This window comes from Erythrobacter sp. HI0063 (assembly GCF_001635685.1).
Taxonomy (GTDB): domain Bacteria; phylum Pseudomonadota; class Alphaproteobacteria; order Sphingomonadales; family Sphingomonadaceae; genus Qipengyuania.
In genome coordinates, this window is sequence record NZ_LWFF01000332.1 from 1 (window position 1) to 17,440 (window position 17,440).

Here is a 17,440-nt window from a genome sequence, read left to right on the forward strand (position 1 = left end):
CAGATTTTCGGATCGATCGGGGCTTTCTCGCTCTACGAGGATATTTCGTCCACGACGACCCGGACCGATCTGAACGATGTGACCCGTACGGACACGACCACCACCACGTATGCGGCAACCGGCGGTACGGCCACGCTGACCAATAACGGCCTTGTGACCGGCAATGCTTCGCTTGCCGCGCTCGACGGAACGCTCGTCAATAACGGCGTTCTGCGCGGCGACGTCTCGCTTGGTCAGAACGTAAATAATTACACGACGCGTTCGACGGATACGTTGACCCAGCTCGGCGAAGAAGAGGTCTTCGATCTCGCCGAGGCCATCGAGCAGGGTTATGCAGTCGAACAGAATGGTCTTCTTGGAGGCACGATCTCGGTCGCGGGAGTCTTCGGAGCGATCGACGACACGATCCGCACCAGCGGTATTACCGCAGGTATCGCGCTGAATTCGGGATCCGTGACGGGCGGCGGTGTAGCGGCCGAATATGACGAGGAAACCGGCGAACGGTTCACCAGAACAACCGTGACTTTAAACGGCTCAGGTTATCTCGGTCTGGGCGACACGGCGCTGGCTATGCTCGAAGACAGCTTCGGCAATACCGATCCGGGTATTGCGGCGGCGGGTGACCTTTCGGCCTTCGCAGGCGGTGCCCGCGTCCTTGGCGTCCAATCGCTCACAAAGGCTGGGAATGGTATGTTCCTGATCACCGGCGCTGCGTTTGCGCCGCGGAGCAACACGAACACGATCGCCGATTACACTCTGGATGTCGGAACTTTCGCCATCAATGGTGGCGAAATCCAGCTGGCCACAGTCGGCAGAAGCGACAGCGTGTTCGGTATCCGCGGCAACACCGTCAATGCGGCGAGCCTTGTCCTGGGAAGTCGCGTGGAGCTTCCCGCTCCTCTGTTCGGGACAAACAGTTCGGTAACAGCTATCGACGGTGTGGAGGTTTACCAGAATGGAAACTTCACCCAGACCGGAACCGGCTCGCTTTCTGTTGGCGTGACACCGACCCTGGTCCGGGTGAGCGATCCGCGCTTCTCCAGCAACAGCACATCGACCAACCCGCTCGCCTTCCAGTCGATCGGCTTGGCCTCGGGCCTGTTCACGACGCCGGAGAACGCATTCGGCCAGGCTTTTGCCAACCTTGGAACCTCGTTCCTGACGGTCGACGGAAACATGAATCTGGCGGGCACCGTTCGTTTGGTTAGCCCGACAGGCGGTATCTTCACCGATGGGCAGCGGGTCGATATTGGGAGCGTTTCGGGCACGGTTACGACCAGTGCGAATGTGGCGGTGAACTCACCGTCCAACTTCGTGACCTTCGACCTCGGCACGAGAACCGAAGGTGGCCGGACCATCGTGTTCGCAAGCGCCGATCGGGTCGGTTTCGAAACTGCCGGGAACAACCAGAACGCGATCGCTGTGGGCACTGCTCTTTCCGCAGCATTCCCCGATGTCATCGCGACGATCAGGGCCGGTTCTGCAGGCGGTATCGGACTGGGCGGAAATCAGTTCGTCCTGTCACAGGATCTCGCGAACATCTTCGTAGGCTTCGACTCGCTTCTGACGATGGACCAAGTGTCCACGGCCTTGAACGAGCTCGCGTCGGGCGAATTCTATGGCTCGCTCACTGCGCTCGAAACGACCGCGCCGTTCGTCGATGCCATCAGCAGCCGCCGTGTTCCGGCAGGTGCCAGTGGCTTCAACGTTTGGATCGCTCCGTCAGGTGACTTCGTCGAATTCGAGGGCGACACTGATGTCGGTTCGCGAGATTTCGAAGCCGACAATTACGGGGCCTCCGCAGGGTTCGGCGTTGCCACTGGTCGCGGTGAGATCGGTCTTGGTTTCGGCTACGGTCGGATCAGCGCTAATTCGGACAGCAACCTTCTGACCGCAGAAGCCGACACATGGATGGTCGGGGCATATCTGCGCCAGGCGTTCGGCAATTTCGCAATCGGAGCGGATCTCGTCTACGGCTGGAGTGACTGGAACGCCACGCGCATTATGCCGACCCTGTCGCGCACGGCTCTTGCCGCTTTCGACAGCACCGAACTTCGCGGTAGTCTGCGTGCGGAGTACATGGTCGATTTTGGCGGTGGCTGGGTCGCTCCGTTCGGGCAGCTTTCCTTCCGCCAATTCGATTTCGATGGCTTCACGGAAGAAGGCGCCGGTGCGGTCAGCCTGATTGTATACGAGGCCGACGAAAGCGTTCTCACGCCGACCCTCGGCCTGCGGGCAGGGACCGCGTTCACGACCGGTCTTGCGACGCTTCGTCCCGAAGTGACGATAGCCTATAGCTTCGACGACGACGACAATTCGTTCCGTGACGTCGCTTTCCTGGGTGCACCGACAAACAGCTTCCGTTTGCAGGGTGTCGACCCGGATGGCTACTTCACCATCGGAGCGGGCTTGTTCGCCGACATCGGAACGAATTCTGGAGCATTCCTGCGGGGAAGCTATGCCACCGGAGGCAATGTCGACGTGGCGAGCGTGAACGCCGGGGTCACGATCGGCTTCTGACCCCTCAGCCGATTGCGAAGGAGGCGGGTTCCGTTCCGGAACCCGCCTTTTTTGGTCAATTGGCGAGGCGTCATGCTTGCATCGGCAAAGACCTTCTTATTGCCAATGGTCTTGATTTTGGCCGCCAATAGAAAAGCCACCCAGATACGCGAAGACATCTACCCAACAGGGAGCCAGTCTAACCCCAGCCTTGGCTACGCCTATCAATACGAGCATCTTAGCATGGCAAAGATGCGGCTGAAGCAGGGTGGGATCAGGCTGGCAGCATATTTGGATAGCGTGTTCGCTGAACGGTGATCGGTTTGGATCGCGAAAAAATTGTATCAGACCCTATGTCGGAATCGATCACATTTGGCGCATAGATGGTTAGGAACCTCAGGCGGCCTCGGCCCAAGCGCTCGAAATCCGTTGTTCGAGCGACACCTGGTAGGCTTGCAAGAGACCGCCGTAAGACTCCTCGGACCGACTGCGAAGAACCCCGGCGAACAGACCGAGCAGCGCCGGCTCGAGCCGAAGAGCATCATGCCCCTGTACACATCTCCAGGCGATCATCGCGCTGGCCGTGACGATGCAGTCCTTCTCACAGTGCGCTCGGACCTGATCCCACGCTCCGGCGGACGCTGGGGCATCCACCCACTTCTTATCCTCGAGCAATTTGAGCGGGATGCCGATGCGCAACGCTACCTCGGACAAATGATGGAAGGTCCGGCCACCGCCTTTGAGCATGAGTGCAAGATCGAGATGCCATCGCGGACCTTTTCGACCCGGCAGGTCGAGCAGATGAGGAGGGAGCCGCAGCCCATACTGCATCGCCGCCAGCGTCAAGATCTGAACGTCGGTCGCGATGCCGCCATAGGTCACCACGATGCGGTCTTCTCGCTGACGCAGATGATCGAACAACCGACTGACGACTTCTCTTTCGCCGCCAAGGTCGAGCGCGGTCCAAGAAGCGACAGCACCAACCGAGATCCGGCCTTCGTCATCGATCTCGACATCCAGAGCCGCTGCAACGCCGATGCGCCGACAGCCGATCCGACGATGCTCGGTCGCGGGATCGAGATGCTGGTAGGCGCGATGGAGATCGCGATCCCACCAGCTCTCGGTATCGATGAAGGTGTATTTCAAGCGTGCCATGCTATTTTCCTTTCATTTGCGGGGACACCCGACCTTCCTCGTCAATGGTGAACTGAAAGACGCCTGCCGCCATAACCTTCTTCACGGCAACTGCATGCCGCTGAGATTTGGGATCCATCGCCCGATGCAGTTCATGCAGGTCACGGTCCCAGAAAAATTCCGCGTCGAGCGCGAGATACGTTTTTGCCATTTTGCTTTTCCTTTCTCACAGTGTTGGCATCATCGCGCTTCTTCAAAAGGGGAGTGGCCGCGCCCGTTCGATGGCGCGCCACGCTTCCCACGCCGTGCTCAACGAGGTCTGCTCGTGCGGGGAGAATTGCGACCAGAGGAAGGCCAGCCACAGACACTGCGCCTCGTCCGGTGCTCTGCGCGACCGAGAGAGGATGTTCGAACCGGGCCCGGCCCGCTCGATCCGATATGCTGCCGCGATCTCCTCCATCGCAAGGTTCGCGCATTCGAGCGGCAGGAAGTCGAGATCCCCACGTTTGCATTGGAGTAATTGCAGGTCGGCCAGTGGGAGCGGTCCACCTGCGGCGAACGCGTGGCGGAAATAGTGCTGCGGTGTACGAGAAGCGCGTGCGATCACGGTTGCTCCAAACGGAAGGCGTTCAGCGATACCGGCAAGGATTTCCGCACGGGTCGCCCTCCTATCGAAGGCGCGATGATCTAGGGCGAACCTCGCCCCCGCTCGTCTGCTGCGAGTGACGGTGAAGATCGCGGTCGAACGGATAGCCGAGCGGCTAGCGAATTCGCTTCGGTCGCGGATGATCGCGAGAGAGCACAGGATTTGCGGATGCCGCCGTAAGATATCGGCCATGGAAATGGTCCCTTGCTGTAAAACGGAAAAAGGGGCAGCGCTCCTGGTGAAGCGCCGCCCCATTGAGTCCGGTAGTTGGAAGCTGTCAGGCTGCTGCGTTGTTCACCGGGACCGCGGTGCCGTCAGCCTGGAATGCGAAGGTGTCCGCTTTCCACGCCCCCGTCTTGAGAACCGGAGCAAGGGCTTCCGCCGCGGCCGCGATCCGACGCTCCGCTTGTGCGAGTGTCCCGGATCGCTTCGTTGCCTTGGCGACCTTCATTTCTCTGAGGATGCCACGCCCATCGATGGCGAACTGACGGCTGCGATCCATCGTGACGAGGACGAGGGCCTTTTCGGCGCCGATACAGACCGGCTCAACCCGAACCATTCCGATGGAATCCATCATTCGGAACACCAGGAAATACCAGGCGGGCTTGGTGTCCGAATCCGTATTATAGACCGCGAAGACCGCGTCCTGGCGATCGTCGGATGCCTTGCGGGCAATTCCTTCCATCACCGGCAGGCTAGCGGTCACTACGCCGCCGAAGGTGACCGCCGACGTGCCCGTCGCGATTGCGGGTAATCCGAGTTCGAGACGGAGGGCGAGCGCGTTCGCCCGGTGAGCTTCGAGCCCACCAGCTTGGGAATTGTTCATCAATCTGTTCCTTATTTCAGTGTGATGGCGTGTTCGCCGGAGCCTTTTCCCTCAACCGGATGGCCCACCATCAGCGCCGCCAGTGCGCCACTTCCACTTCCCGCTTCTCTGGTTCCCACGTCCACTCGGCGCGGTAGCGATCGATCCAGTCAACCGGGACGATGGTTGGATCGCGACCGACCAGTTCCCGATACCAGGCGATCTCGGCGTCGTGGTCCGGCTCTCGCACAAGCTTGTGATAGACACCGTGATACGATCGGCGGTAGCCGCGCCGATATGCGTCCTTCTTCAGGCGATGCGGCAGATCGCTTGCTTCGAAGCGCCAGCTGGCTGCCTTGGCACCTTCGAGAGCGTGGGCCATGACGGTGCGTTCATCTTCGCACACATGCGCGAGGAGATTGACGAGGCTCGCGACATCGTCGCCCGCGCGGTGCGCGACAGGATTGAACAGGCCCGTCTGCATCAACAGATACCCCTGTGCACGGCCATCGAAGCCACACCCATGCCAGTCGACATCCGCCATCGCACAGATCCAGGGCATAGCCCCGACCTCCGGCACGAGCTCTTCGAGGTGGCGCCGATCGAAACTGGCGTTGAAGGCCAGGCAGGCATCCGCTTCGGCAAGATGGTCGGCGATTTGTTGAGGCACGAACCGCGTGCCTTCGACCATTTCGGTCGTGATTCCGGTGATCCGGCTGATCTCTGGCTCGATCGGACGACATGGCTGCTGCATTCCGCTCCGCAGGCTTTCCACCGCTATCACGCGGGCCTTTTCATCGATGACGATCATGGCAACGGCAATCTCGATCAGCTCGTCGTATTGCGGATCGAACCCGGTGGTTTCGGTGTCGATCACGGCAATCTTCATCAAGGGCGGACCCGCATCGGAGGGGGCGTGCCACTCGGAAAGCGGCGTGATGCGGCGCAGGGTGCGAGTATAGTCAATGTCGTTCTGATTGACGCCCGGTCTGTTCGGTCTACGCATTTTGTGTTCCTCGTCGTTGATGGACGAGGACAACCGGAGGGCTTTTTCCCTCTCCCGCTGTCCTCAGGAACAGCGTCTTTCCATCGCTTTCAACGAGGCTGGGTAGGTCGAAATTTTCCTAATGGGGATGCGTGCTGGGCCGTGAAGTAGGCTCAATAATGTCAGCCTTGCGCCCCACAACGGCTATCCGATCTATCGTAACGCGATCCTGAAAGCTGCCGTTCAACCACGACGGTGCCGATGCTTGCAGCGCCTCCAATTTACGGTTGCTAGGGGCGCAACTCGGTTGCCTCAAATACCTTCAGTCGTTTCAGTGCGAATATGACAGGTTGTCCTGTCGATAGTCGGATAAAAGCGAAGCATTCCGTTGCGCTTGGCCGTGTTGCGTTCGAGGATGCTGGTTGCGTTCCATTGCGGCCGCGAGAAGTCGGCTGACTGAGCGGGTCTCGATAATCATGTTTAGCCAGAAGTTAACCATGATGGACCTAGGCTCGCCAAATGTTCTGGACTTCGGCAAAAATGATGATCGCCTCGCGGGCGGCGCTTGCGCCGGCCTTGGAAGATCGCGTCCCTGAAGATCGTTATGCGGAGCTTCGATCGGAGCTCGTGCGGCGGCTTTCGAGGCCGCCTTATTTCTTCGTCCACCATGATCCTAACCTTGTTTCTGATCCAGAAGAGACCAAGGCGTTACTCGCGCCCCTTGCGCCCGAGCAACGTCTCTCGTTTACGCGCGTTCAGATCGACCAAGAAGCAGCGGCGAGGGAAAGCAAAGGGACTCGCTACAGTCGCACAAACCAGCCGCTGGCGTTCCACACCGACTCCGCGCATGCGCGACGACCACATTCGCTGGTCGCCTTCGCAATGGTGCGACCGGATCGCAACGGGGGTGGCCTGTCGTCGGTGGTATGCGCGAATGATGTCGTCGCTCGGCTTTCGGCTGCGACGCGGAACGCCTTGCGTCAAAGATGCCACGATTTCGGGCGTGGGCCGATGCGAGTGTTGTGGGGACAGCAAGCCGCCCCCTCAATCCGTTATTACCGCACTCAACTACAGGAATGCGCGTTGCGCAAAAACGAGGGGATCGTGAAGCATGGACCCGCCCTTGAGGAGCTGGATCAGGTCTTGGCGGAACTCGTCGAGCAAACTTCTTTCGCGTTGGACGCTGGTGATATCCTGTTCGTCAATAACCAGAAAGCTTTGCATGCGCGCGGTGGTTTTGCGTCGAATAGCGACCGGCTGATGTTGCGCTATCGTTTGCGGGTGCGAGAGATCGAATGAACATCGATGTGCAGGAGAATTTCGTCGCCCCGCGCTCGCTGAAGGAACTGCTGCGGAGCGGCGATCTCGATGCCGCGGAAGCGATTTTTCGTCAGCAGATAGAGATTGACCCGAACGATGCGGATGGGCTGCTCGGCCTGTCGGCCATCATGCGCAAGCGCAGATCCCGTAAAGATGCCCGTGAGCTCCTTACGAAAGCTGCACAAGCACGGCCGATCGAACGATCTGTGGAAGCAGACCCGAAGCAATTGATCTTGCGACCACGCTGCCTCGATTCTGCGAACTATTGCGCGGTTGGTCGTCCGACGGGAGCAATCGAATTCAAGTTTAAAGGGGGGCATTTCGCACTCGCCCATTTACTGCACGGTGAAAAACGCAATCTCGTCACCGCGAATCTTGTAGCCGGTGATCCCAGCCCGCTTCATGCAGCGGGGGAGGCCCGCCTACTGCTCAATACCATAGCCTGTGCCGATCGTGGCCGGCGATCATTGAAGGCGGTTGCGCAATATCTGCGCGAGCATCCGCATCTGCCGGTGATTAACCGTCCGCAAGCTGTGCTGCGGACTACGCGCGACGGCAATTACCAACGGCTCGCCGGAATCCGGCATACGAAATTTCCCAAGACGCTAAGAGTCTCACTGCGCGAAGGCAGAGCGGCGCTCCTCGCTACACTGGCGCGGGAGGAGATGACGCTGCCGCTGATCCTCCGCGCGACCGGGCGGCAAACGGGCCGGGAAGTCTATTTATGCAGCAAACTTGCGGACATCGATTGCGCCCTACATGCGCTGCGACGCAAGCGGCATGTCTATGCGATTGCCTTCACGGATTGTCGACGAAATGGGGAAATGTTCCACAAGGCGCGCGCCTTTTTCATCGATGGCGAAGTCTACCCAGTGGCATGGCTGGCGAATGACATGTGGCAGATTCACTCGGGCGATCGCTATCGCGTAATGGCGTCCAGCGAGCATTTCCAAGCAATGGAGCGTCACTATTTGGCAGATCCGGAAGCTGCCTGTGGCAAAGCCGCATGGCAAGCGATCCACGACGTAGGGCAGGCGCTGCATCTCGATTTTGCAGGAATCGATTTCACAGTCTCAGCGGCTGGCGAACTCTTTATTTTCGAAACCAATGCCGCGATGCGACACAATTTCGACCACGTAGCCGCTTTTCCCTATACGCGCCCTCATCTTGAAACGGTGTCGCGAGCGTTTGCCAAGATGATAGAAAACCGTATCGGAAGCCCTCGGTGGGACCGACAATTTAGTTGCGAAGCGCGCGCGACCGTGACGATGTAACCGAAAACGTGCAGCTTCGAGAGCGCATGCTTGCCCGCCACGCGCAGCACCAAGATCATGCTGGCATAGGCGCAGACGGCCGCCGAGATCGTGCGCAGCAAACCGGGGCAGTTAATGAAGAAGACCTGCATCATATCCATCGAACCGCATCTCGATCGTAAACTTATGCAATCCCAAACGCTTCAACGGCGGGTTCGTGTCAGAACAGGCTTGCCAATGGTGCATGGTATGAACAGAACGGCAACAGGAGGGGGATAAGGTGATGCGGGACAAAATACTGATCGTCGAAGACGATGGCATGATCTCCATGCTCTTGGAGGACATCATTGATGCGCTTGGCCGTGATGTCGCGGCGTGCGTGTCATCGGTGGATAGCGCGCTTGCCTTTCTCGAAAAAAATAGACCAGTCGCAGCTATCGTCGATCTCTGCCTAGGGGAAGAAGTCAGCTATCCTGTCATGGACCGGCTGCGCGAACTCGATATTCCCCTTGCCGTAGCCAGCGGTTACGGGGGAGACGTCGATCGATCGCGCTGCGGAGAGGATGCCGCTTTCATTCCCAAGCCCTATGTATTGGATGATGTCGAAAGGGCGCTCGAGGAATTGAAAAGAGGCTAAGTTCCGCTGTCGTGATCGTTGTTGCAGCGGACCTTCAGGCGTCTCAGCAAGGTGGTTACTTCAGCCGTCCGGTCCGGTGTCGGCGCAATGGCGATGCATCGGTCCTCGAGCTTCTTCAGGCGTTCCCAATCGTCCGATAGGACAAGGATCGGAAGATGTTCGGCGATCGAGCGGAGAACCGAGATCGTACGCGCGATGTCGACCTGCTGCGAACGGTCGTCGAGTACCACGCAATCGACGCGACCTTCCAGCAAGCGCACCTTATCCGTCAGTTCTCTCGCCGTGTGAACGACATCGACTTCATAGCCGGATGAGCCCAGTGCTTCGCGGGCCGGCCCGTGTTGCCTGTTCGTATCGACCAGGGCGATGGCGCGTCCGACATTGCCGAGCTCGAGGACATCGCGAAGCTTGCGTGCTAGTTCCGCAAAATTGAACGGCTTCTGGAGGAGAGCTACACCGCGCTGAAGACGTCCCGAATGCACGATGGCATCGCGGGTATAGCCCGACGCATAGAGGACCTTGAGGTCGGGTCGGTCGCGCCGAAGTTCGGCCGCGAGTTCCTCACCGGTCATTCCGGGCATGACGACGTCGGTGAATAGGAGATCGATCTCCTCAAGCGTCTGCTTGACGAGAGCAACCGCGTCCTCGCCTGATGCAGCTTCGACGACCCGGTAACCGAGTTCCCGTAGACAATCGGCAGTATATGCACGCACATCCTCGTCGTCCTCGACGAGCAAGACCAGTTCTTGGAGATCGCTTTCCTCCAGCGCTTCGGCAGGATCGACCTCGTCGACCAGAGCTACTTCATCATGGAGGCGGGGCAGATAGATCTTCACCGTGGTCCCGCGATTTGATTCACTGTAGATCTTCACGTGTCCCCCGGACTGTTTAACGAGCCCGTAGACCATGCTGAGGCCGAGCCCGGTCCCCTTGCCGACTTCCTTGGTCGTGAAGAACGGCTCGAAGACCTTGTCGAGAAGCTCGGGTGGCATGCCGCTACCGGTATCGCTTATCGCGAGCATGACATATTGTCCCGGGGCGACCTCCGCGTGGCGTGCGGCATAGGCCTCGTCCAGCCTCGCATTGCTGACCTCAATCGTTAGCTTGCCCCCTTCGGGCATCGCATCACGCGCGTTCACTGCCAGATTGACGATTGCGGATTCCAGTTCGTTAGGATCGACCTCGACCAGCCAGAGTCCAGGTGCGCCCACGAACTCTACCTCGACCCTCTCGCCGAGCGAACGGTCCAGGAGGTCGGACATGCCGCGGATCAGGCGGTCAACGCGGATCGGTTTCGGGTCGAGGGGCTGCCGGCGAGCGAAGGCAAGAAGGCGCTGGGTCAGCGATGCGGCGCGCTGCGCGCCGTCGAGTGCCCTGGCGACACGCGGATTTGTCTCGCCCGCATTTTCGATCGCACGGGCCGCCATATCGATATTGCCGGCGATCACCGTCAGCAGATTGTTGAAGTCATGGGCGATCCCCCCGGTGAGTTGACCGACCGCTTCCATCTTCTGGGCCTGCCGCAACGCTTCCTCTGCATTCGAGCGAAGCTCAATTTCCTTCGCCACCCGTTCTTCGAGCGTCTCGGTTAGTTCTCTGAGGTCGGCTTCGACACGGCGGCGTTCGCGCAGTTCGTCCTGCGCTGTCCTGTAGAGCCGCGCATTATCGATCGCGACCGACGCGTGCGCGGCGATGCCTTTGATAAGGCGTTCGTGTTGCTCGGTAAATCGAGCGGGATCGGGGTGCCCGAACAGAAGCGCACCTATCACTTCCGCTTCCCTTCCGATCACGGGGACAGCGAGATAGCTCCGTACCGGAAGATGATCCTTCGGCATGCCGGAGTGAGGAGCGTTCTTGCCGTAACGCGGATCTTTAGTGATATCGTCTGACCGAATGACACCTTCGCCCGAGAAGGTCGGTCGGAAGATGTCCGTAATGCGCGGTCGGCCCAGCTTCTCAAAGTCGGCTCTGTCGGCACCAGAAAGAGTGTAGAGGAGATACTGCTCGCCCGCATCATCCCGGACGTTGTAAAAGAAGGCTCCGAACTGCGCGCCGGACAGTTCCACGCCTGCGTCGGTGACCTTTTGCACGAGATTCTCGAGTTCGAGTTCGGCCGAAAGTTCACTTCCCACCCGCCGCAGTGTCTCGAGCCGTGCCGTTTCTGCCGCGAGGGCATCCGCCGCTTCCCGTTTGTCGTGAACGTCGAGCGCAACCCCGATCCACGATTGCACGGTCCCATCCTCGCCTGTGGCGGGGCGACCGCGAACGACATGCCAACGCCAAGAGCCGTCCTCCCCGCGCCGGAGAGGCACCTCAACGGACCACTTTGCGGTATCCCGGCTACCGGCGGCCCATGCTTCCCTCAAAGCAGTGACATAGTCCGGATGGATCGCGTCCCTCCATGCCTCTTGCGCGGAACCGTTCCGCGCTTGACCGCTGAAGTCGAACCACTGCTGGTTGGCGTAGGTCAGTTGTCCATCCGGATTGGCCATCCAGACGATCTGCGGCGATACCTCGGTCAGGACACGATAACGCTCCTCGCTCCGCGCGAGTGTCCTTTCCGCCTTTCGCAAATTACTGAGGTCCAGCATCGCACCGATCATGCGAATGGGTCGCCCATCTGGATCTCGGATCACGCTGCCGCGATCGTACACCGTTGCGAAGGAACCGTTGCCGCATCTGAACCGATACTCGGCTTCCCATTCGATACCGTCGCTTTCAATGACCGTATGAATGTCACGGTCTACGCGGGCGCGATCGTCTTCGTGGATCTGGTCAAGCCACCACCCCCCTGTCGGTTCCACATCGGATTTAGAATGCCCGAACGCGGAATGGAGGGCTTCGCTCCACTCGACGTGATCCGCAACGAGGTCCCAGTTCCAGATCGCGTCGTTCGTGGCTTCGAGCACTCCGCGATACTGGCTTTCGGTCTCCTTCAACTCGTCCTGTGCTGCAAGGATTGCCGAGATGTCCACCACGGCGCCAACGAAACGAACGGCCACGCGTTGACCTTCGCGATCCTCGAAAAAAGTTCGTCCGGTCGCCGCGATGTGGCGGATCTTGCCGTCCTCGATGCCGACCGTGCGATAGGCTATCTCGTAGCCCCCCGGGCCGGTAGGATCTAGCGCACGCTGTACGGCGAGATCGGCGGCTTCCCGGTCGTCGGAATGCAGCCCTTCAAGAAAGGTCTGGTAGTCGATCCTGCGTGCCGAGGAAATACCGAACAGTTCGCGGCAGCGATCGTCCCAGTCGAGCCGACCTGAGATGGGATCAAACTCCCACACGCCGATCCCTGCTGCTTTTGCGGCTACGTCGAGACGGCTAGCGGATTCATCTTCATTATCGTCGTTCTTCAGGTGCATATCGTCGGTTTCGTCATATGCAACGCGTTGTCAATTTTTATCAGTTTGGGCGGCTGGTTTGCGCCCTTATTCCGTTGAAAAAGTCTCGCTTGAGATCGGCGTGAAGTCCTGATTCAGTAATCCGCAGGCAAGCGGAGATCGGGCTGATGATGGGTGAGCGGACGGTAATGCAGGAAGCGCTGTTCTACAGCTTCCGCATCGAGGAACACGTGCCGGGCGATCACCTGCTGCGATCGATCGACCGCTTCGTCGATCTGTCCGGCATCCGCGAGCATCTGAAGCCGTTCTACAGCGCGATGGGGCGCCCCTCGATCGATCCCGAGCTGATGATCCGGATGCTGATCGTGGGCTATTGCATGGGTATTCGGTCGGAGCGGCGGCTGTGCGAAGAGGTTCATCTCAACCTCGCCTATCGCTGGTTCTGCCGGCTTGATCTCGATGGCGCGGTGCCTGATCACTCGACCTTCTCGAAGAACCGGCACGGCCGGTTCCGCGACAGCGACCTGTTGCGCAAGCTGTTCGAGCTGACCGTCGAGCGCTGCATGGCCGAGGGGCTGGTCGGCGCGGAAGGCTTCGCGGTCGATGCCAGCCTTATCCGCGCCGATGTCCATCGCCAGCGATCGGTGCCGGGCGAGGAAGGTCTTCCGCCCGAGGCCTCCGGTCGCGCCGTTGCGGAGTATCTCGAGGTCCTCGACGATGCGGCGTTCGGCGGATCGACGCCGGTCACGCCCAAGCGCATCAACCTCACCGATCCCGCTTCGCGCTGGACCGCGGCGACGCGCGAGCGAGCCTTCTACGCCTACAGCACCAATTACCTGATCGATCTCGACCACGCGGTGATCGTCGATGTCGAGGCGACGACAGCGATCCGGCAAGCCGAAGTCCTCGCCCAGCGTCGGATGATCGAACGGACGCAGGAGCGGTTCGGCCTTTGGCCGGAGAAGCTGGTGGCCGATACGGCTTACGGCTCCGCGCCGAACCTGGCCTGGCTGGTTGAGGAACGAGGGATCGAGCCGCACATCCCGGTGTTCGAAAAATCGGCGCGCAATGATGGCACGTTCGCCCGATCGGACTTCACCTACGATCACGAGGACGACAGTTACATCTGCCCGGCCGGCAATCGGCTGCGACGGTCCAACCGCAACTTCAGCACGCCGCGAAGCGGGATCGATAAGGACGGATCGATCCGATACCGCGCCCGGCAGCAGGACTGTCAGACCTGCACCTTGCGCCAGCGCTGCACGCCCAACATGCCGGCTCGCAAGGTGACCCGCTCGGTCTACGAAGGTGCACGCGATCTGACCCGCGAGATCACCGCCAGCGATGCTTACCGAGTCTCCAGTCGGCAGCGGAAGAAGGTCGAGATGCTGTTCGCCCACCTCAAGCGCATCCTCAAACTGGATCGCGTGCGCCTGCGCGGTCCCAATGGAACGAAAGACGAGTTCCACCTCGCAGCCGCGGCCCAGAACCTCCGCAAGCTGGTCAAAATGAAGCCAATCCCGGGCCTCGCACCCGCCTGAACGCGATGGCAACGCCGCTCCCCCGCCGTCAGATGACAGTGTCCAAACGCTCCAGCGGCGACTTCTTCAACAGAATACGCCCTAATCGCGGTTGTTCGCGAAACTTTGGCTACTAACCGAAAGCGGACGTAGATTCCCCTCCAAATTTAGTATGCCCCCGCACTCGCCTGGCTTCTGCCGTCTCAAGCGGCGCACTTGAGCCGCTTTGGCAAGCGTCCCGATTCGAGCATCAGAACGACTGCGTGACGGCGACGTTGAAGCGCGGGGATTTGTCGTCGGTGTCGTAGCGTGGCCCGGTGAGGGGGAACGCCAATTCCAGATCAAGGTCGAGATTGCGGGTGAGGTCGGTGCGGATGCCCCCGCCGCTCGATGCGAGAGAACCGCTGCCACGCCCGTCTTCCAGATTGCCGACTACCCCGCCATCGGCGAAGGCGTAAAGCTCGGCGCGCCGCAGCATGCCGAGCGGATTTCTCCAGTCGTAACGCAGTTCGGCCGAACCCATGATCCCGTTGTCGCCCGACCGTTCGCTAAAATCGTAGCCGCGCAGGAAGGAATTGCCGCCAAGGCCGATGTCCTCGGTGATCAGCAGAGGTGTGCTCGATAGCTGTCCACGCCCCGCCAGAGCGAGTTCAAGCGAGGACGCCAGCGCGCGCTCCCATGCGAACCAGCCCGAAAGTACGGTGAAATCGGGCGAAGCGTCTTCGCGCGAGGCGAGAGGATCGCCCTGCTGCGTCGCGTCCAGGATATCGAGCCCCTGCGACAGGGTCAGGCCGCCGCGGATCGCTCCGTCGAGCATGAGCGCCCGCGAATAGAAACCGAGGCGCGCCACCGGGATACGATCGTGGCGCGCAAGCGCGCCGAAACGGTCCTGGCGCAAGTCGCGGAATTCCAGTTCCCCATCCACCCAGATCGAGAAGCCGCGCGAACGGCGCAGCGGATGGCGCAGGCGTCCCGACACGCGCGCGGATTTCCCGAAGATGTCGCGGTCCGCCAGATAGGCGCCCGGATGCGTCGCGGAATAGGATGCCCCGAAAGACACCTCCGTCCCTTGCGGGGACACAACCACGCTGTAGCGGCCCGCCAGATATTGCAACTCGCCCGGTTCGGTGGGAACCGTCGAATAGGTAAAGTCGATCTCGTCGAAAGGCGATATCAGCCCGTTCGCGTCGAAATCGATCCGCGCGCGCAGGGGACCGATTGGCTGCGATCCGTCGTTAGCGAGTTCGGCCCGGCCTGAGAAACGGTCGCGGCGAGCCTCCACGATCAGGACGCCGCGCTCACCCTCGCGCTCGTAGCGCGGCGATCGCAATCGGATGCCGGAAATGTCGTCCGCCAGCAGGATGTGGCGCTCTAGCCGCGCGAGCGTCACCGGACGACCATCGCGCAACGGCTCGAGTTGCGAGAGAATCGCCGGGTCCGCATCTCCCTCGATCCGGATTTCGTCGATCACGCCTTCGTCTAGGCTCACGCGCAGAACGCCGGACGAAAGCGATTGCGGTGAGATGACGGCGTTGGCGAAGATGAAGCCCCGCTCTCTCGCGCGCGCCGCGATCCGGTCACTGAGCGCGGACATTTCCCCTGCCCCTAGCGTGCGGGCGGAATAGTCTTGCACGATGTCGGCGAAATCCTGGGGGGAGAGCGCGACCAGCCCCTCGACCACGATCGCCCCGACATCGTATCGCGTGTCGTCGAACACGGTCCGGTCGACGTCAATCTCGACCGTGTCGATCCGGGTCTCGTCGTCTCCGATCGGCTGCGCCTTCTCATCCGCCTCGGCCTGTGTGGGGTCGGTGCGATCGAGCGCGTCCTGCGCCGCGGCGGGAAAGGCGCCCGCCAGCGCGACCAACGACAGTACTTTGGCAGCATTAGAACGCACGAGCGGCTCTCTTTCTTGATACGAGCCGCCATAACTACGGACCCAACCGTTGATATTCGGTCAATTTCAGACATTCTTGACCATATCGCTAAACCGCTTGGTGTAAGCTCGGCGCGTAGGGCAGGCTCGAAGGAGAACCTCGTGAGCCGACCAATCGTAAAGCTATCCACTCTCGCGGCCCTGTTCTGTAGCACCAGTGCTCTGGCGCAAAGCGGCCCGTGGGTCGTCAGCGAAGCGCAGGGCCAGGTGGCCGTCCGCAGCGGTACAGCCAGCGTCACGGCCCGGCGCGGCGTGCAAGTGCCGGCCGGGTCCATAGTGACGACCGGAGCGGACGGGAACGCGGTGCTGGTGCGCGGACGCGAATTCGTGACCGTCCGCCGCAATTCGCAGATACGGATCCCGGCGGGCGGCGAGGAGCGCTCGATCATCCAGATCGTCCAGGACTGGGGCAGCGCGCTGTTCGACATCGGCAAGCAGCCCAATCCGCATTTCGGCGTGAAGACCGAGTATCTCGCCGCCGTGGTCAAGGGGACCACGTTCACGGTTACCGTCGCACGGGACGGCGCTTCGATGCAGGTGCTCGAAGGGGCGGTGGAAGTCTCGACCGACGATGGCGGGGCCCGCGATCTCGTTCGTCCGGGCGCGGTCGCGATGGTCGCTGCGGGCGATCGCTTCCGCCTCGTAGTCGAGGGATCGGAACGCAGGGTGATCGATTCGCCCGCTCGTCCGGCCTCCCAAGCTGCCCTTCCGGGCGCGGCGCCCGCCAGCCCTGGGGCGGCGGTTTCGAGTGCATCGAACGGCCTCGCCGTTGCGGCACCCGCTCAGATGATCACCGCCTCCTTCGGAAGCGAATCCGTGGACTTGTCCGAACTGTCGGGCGGCCTGATCGATGGCGAAACGGTAGATTTCGCCGCGGGCCTGGTGGCGGACGCGGCGGCTCTTGCTGGACGCGGCGGTGCACCGACACCGAACGAGATCGCGGCGCCGCCAGTCGAGACCCCGACAGAACCAGAGCCTGAACCCGAGCCCGAACCGGCTCCCGAGCCCGAGCCAGAACCTGAGCCGGAGCCCGAAACCGAGCCGGAGCCTGAACCTGAGCTGGAGCCAGAACCCGAGCCGGAACCCGAGCCGGAACCCGAGCCGGAGCCTGAGCCTGAGCCCGAGCCTGAACCTGAGCCTGAGCCGGAGCCCGAGCCAGAGCCGGAACCTGAGCCTGAGCCCGAGCCCGAGCCCGAGCCCGAGCCCGAGCCGGAACCCGAGCCCGAGCCAGAACCCGAGCCCGAACCAGAACCCGAACCAGAACCTGAGCCTGAGCCTGAACCTGAGCCTGAGCCAGATCCTGGCGAGGATGATGATGATCGTGACGACGACGATGACGATCGCGACGATGATGACGATAACGA

General features: G+C 61.0%; 14 protein-coding genes. 7 read left to right on the top strand and 7 right to left on the bottom strand.

Annotated elements, in window-relative coordinates; all coding sequences use genetic code 11:
- Positions 1 to 2,520: autotransporter outer membrane beta-barrel domain-containing protein (locus tag A3736_RS14125; RefSeq protein ID WP_156502141.1), on the top strand; the 2,520-nt coding region annotated here is incomplete at its 5' end.
- Positions 2,521 to 2,592: 72 nt separating this feature from the next.
- Positions 2,593 to 2,817 (top strand): hypothetical protein, encoded by a 225-nt coding sequence (locus A3736_RS14130; RefSeq protein WP_067684281.1) that lies wholly within the window; start codon positions 2,593 to 2,595, stop codon positions 2,815 to 2,817.
- 78 nt (positions 2,818 to 2,895) lie between these two features.
- Here A3736_RS14130 and A3736_RS14135 read toward each other — a convergent pair whose 3' ends face one another.
- The 5 genes from A3736_RS14135 to A3736_RS14155 all read right to left on the bottom strand — a co-directional run bounded on the left by A3736_RS14135 (position 2,896) and on the right by A3736_RS14155 (position 6,090).
- Positions 2,896 to 3,654 carry a hypothetical protein gene (locus A3736_RS14135; RefSeq protein WP_067684284.1) on the bottom strand — a complete coding sequence of 253 codons (759 nt, stop codon included), beginning with the start codon at positions 3,652 to 3,654 and terminating at the stop codon, positions 2,896 to 2,898.
- Between the two features lies 1 nt (position 3,655).
- Complete coding sequence (locus A3736_RS14140; RefSeq protein ID WP_067684287.1) at positions 3,656 to 3,844, bottom strand: hypothetical protein; 189 nt, start codon at positions 3,842 to 3,844, stop codon at positions 3,656 to 3,658.
- A 42-nt stretch (positions 3,845 to 3,886) separates the two neighbouring features.
- Complete coding sequence (locus A3736_RS14145; RefSeq protein WP_067684290.1) at positions 3,887 to 4,471, bottom strand: hypothetical protein; 585 nt, start codon at positions 4,469 to 4,471, stop codon at positions 3,887 to 3,889.
- Positions 4,472 to 4,556: 85 nt separating this feature from the next.
- Positions 4,557 to 5,105, bottom strand: coding sequence for a hypothetical protein (locus A3736_RS14150; protein ID WP_067684293.1), 549 nt, complete (start codon positions 5,103 to 5,105; stop codon positions 4,557 to 4,559).
- 70 nt (positions 5,106 to 5,175) lie between these two features.
- Positions 5,176 to 6,090, bottom strand: coding sequence for an exonuclease domain-containing protein (locus tag A3736_RS14155; protein WP_156502142.1), 915 nt, complete (start codon positions 6,088 to 6,090; stop codon positions 5,176 to 5,178).
- A 498-nt stretch (positions 6,091 to 6,588) separates the two neighbouring features.
- Here A3736_RS14155 and A3736_RS14160 point away from each other — a divergent pair, with 498 nt between their 5' ends.
- The 3 genes from A3736_RS14160 (at position 6,589) to A3736_RS14170 (ending at position 9,279) form a co-directional block, all read left to right on the top strand.
- Positions 6,589 to 7,368: a TauD/TfdA family dioxygenase gene (locus A3736_RS14160; protein ID WP_067684299.1), complete on the top strand. Its 780-nt coding sequence runs from the start codon at positions 6,589 to 6,591 to the stop codon at positions 7,366 to 7,368.
- Positions 7,365 to 8,663 (top strand): tetratricopeptide repeat protein, encoded by a 1,299-nt coding sequence (locus A3736_RS14165; RefSeq protein WP_067684302.1) that lies wholly within the window; start codon positions 7,365 to 7,367, stop codon positions 8,661 to 8,663. The genes A3736_RS14160 and A3736_RS14165 overlap by 4 nt, the downstream gene beginning before the upstream one ends.
- Positions 8,664 to 8,925: 262 nt before the next feature.
- Positions 8,926 to 9,279 carry a response regulator gene (locus tag A3736_RS14170; protein WP_067684305.1) on the top strand — a complete coding sequence of 118 codons (354 nt, stop codon included), beginning with the start codon at positions 8,926 to 8,928 and terminating at the stop codon, positions 9,277 to 9,279.
- Here the strand turns inward: A3736_RS14170 and A3736_RS14175 are convergent.
- Positions 9,276 to 12,641: a PAS domain-containing protein gene (locus A3736_RS14175; protein WP_067684308.1), complete on the bottom strand. Its 3,366-nt coding sequence runs from the start codon at positions 12,639 to 12,641 to the stop codon at positions 9,276 to 9,278. The two genes, A3736_RS14170 and A3736_RS14175, sit on opposite strands and share 4 nt — an antisense overlap.
- A 146-nt stretch (positions 12,642 to 12,787) precedes the next feature.
- Here A3736_RS14175 and A3736_RS14180 point away from each other — a divergent pair, with 146 nt between their 5' ends.
- Positions 12,788 to 14,161, top strand: coding sequence for an IS1182 family transposase (locus A3736_RS14180; protein ID WP_067684311.1), 1,374 nt, complete (start codon positions 12,788 to 12,790; stop codon positions 14,159 to 14,161).
- Positions 14,162 to 14,390: 229 nt separating this feature from the next.
- On the opposite strand, the gene A3736_RS14185 is transcribed toward A3736_RS14180, so the two are convergent.
- Entirely contained in the window at positions 14,391 to 16,037 is a 1,647-nt protein-coding gene (locus A3736_RS14185) for a ShlB/FhaC/HecB family hemolysin secretion/activation protein (protein ID WP_197465617.1), read from the bottom strand.
- Between the two features lie 141 nt (positions 16,038 to 16,178).
- On the opposite strand from A3736_RS14185, the gene A3736_RS16775 reads away from it, so the two are divergent.
- On the top strand, positions 16,179 to 17,440 hold a 1,262-nt coding region (locus A3736_RS16775), incomplete at its 3' end, for a FecR family protein (protein ID WP_197465618.1).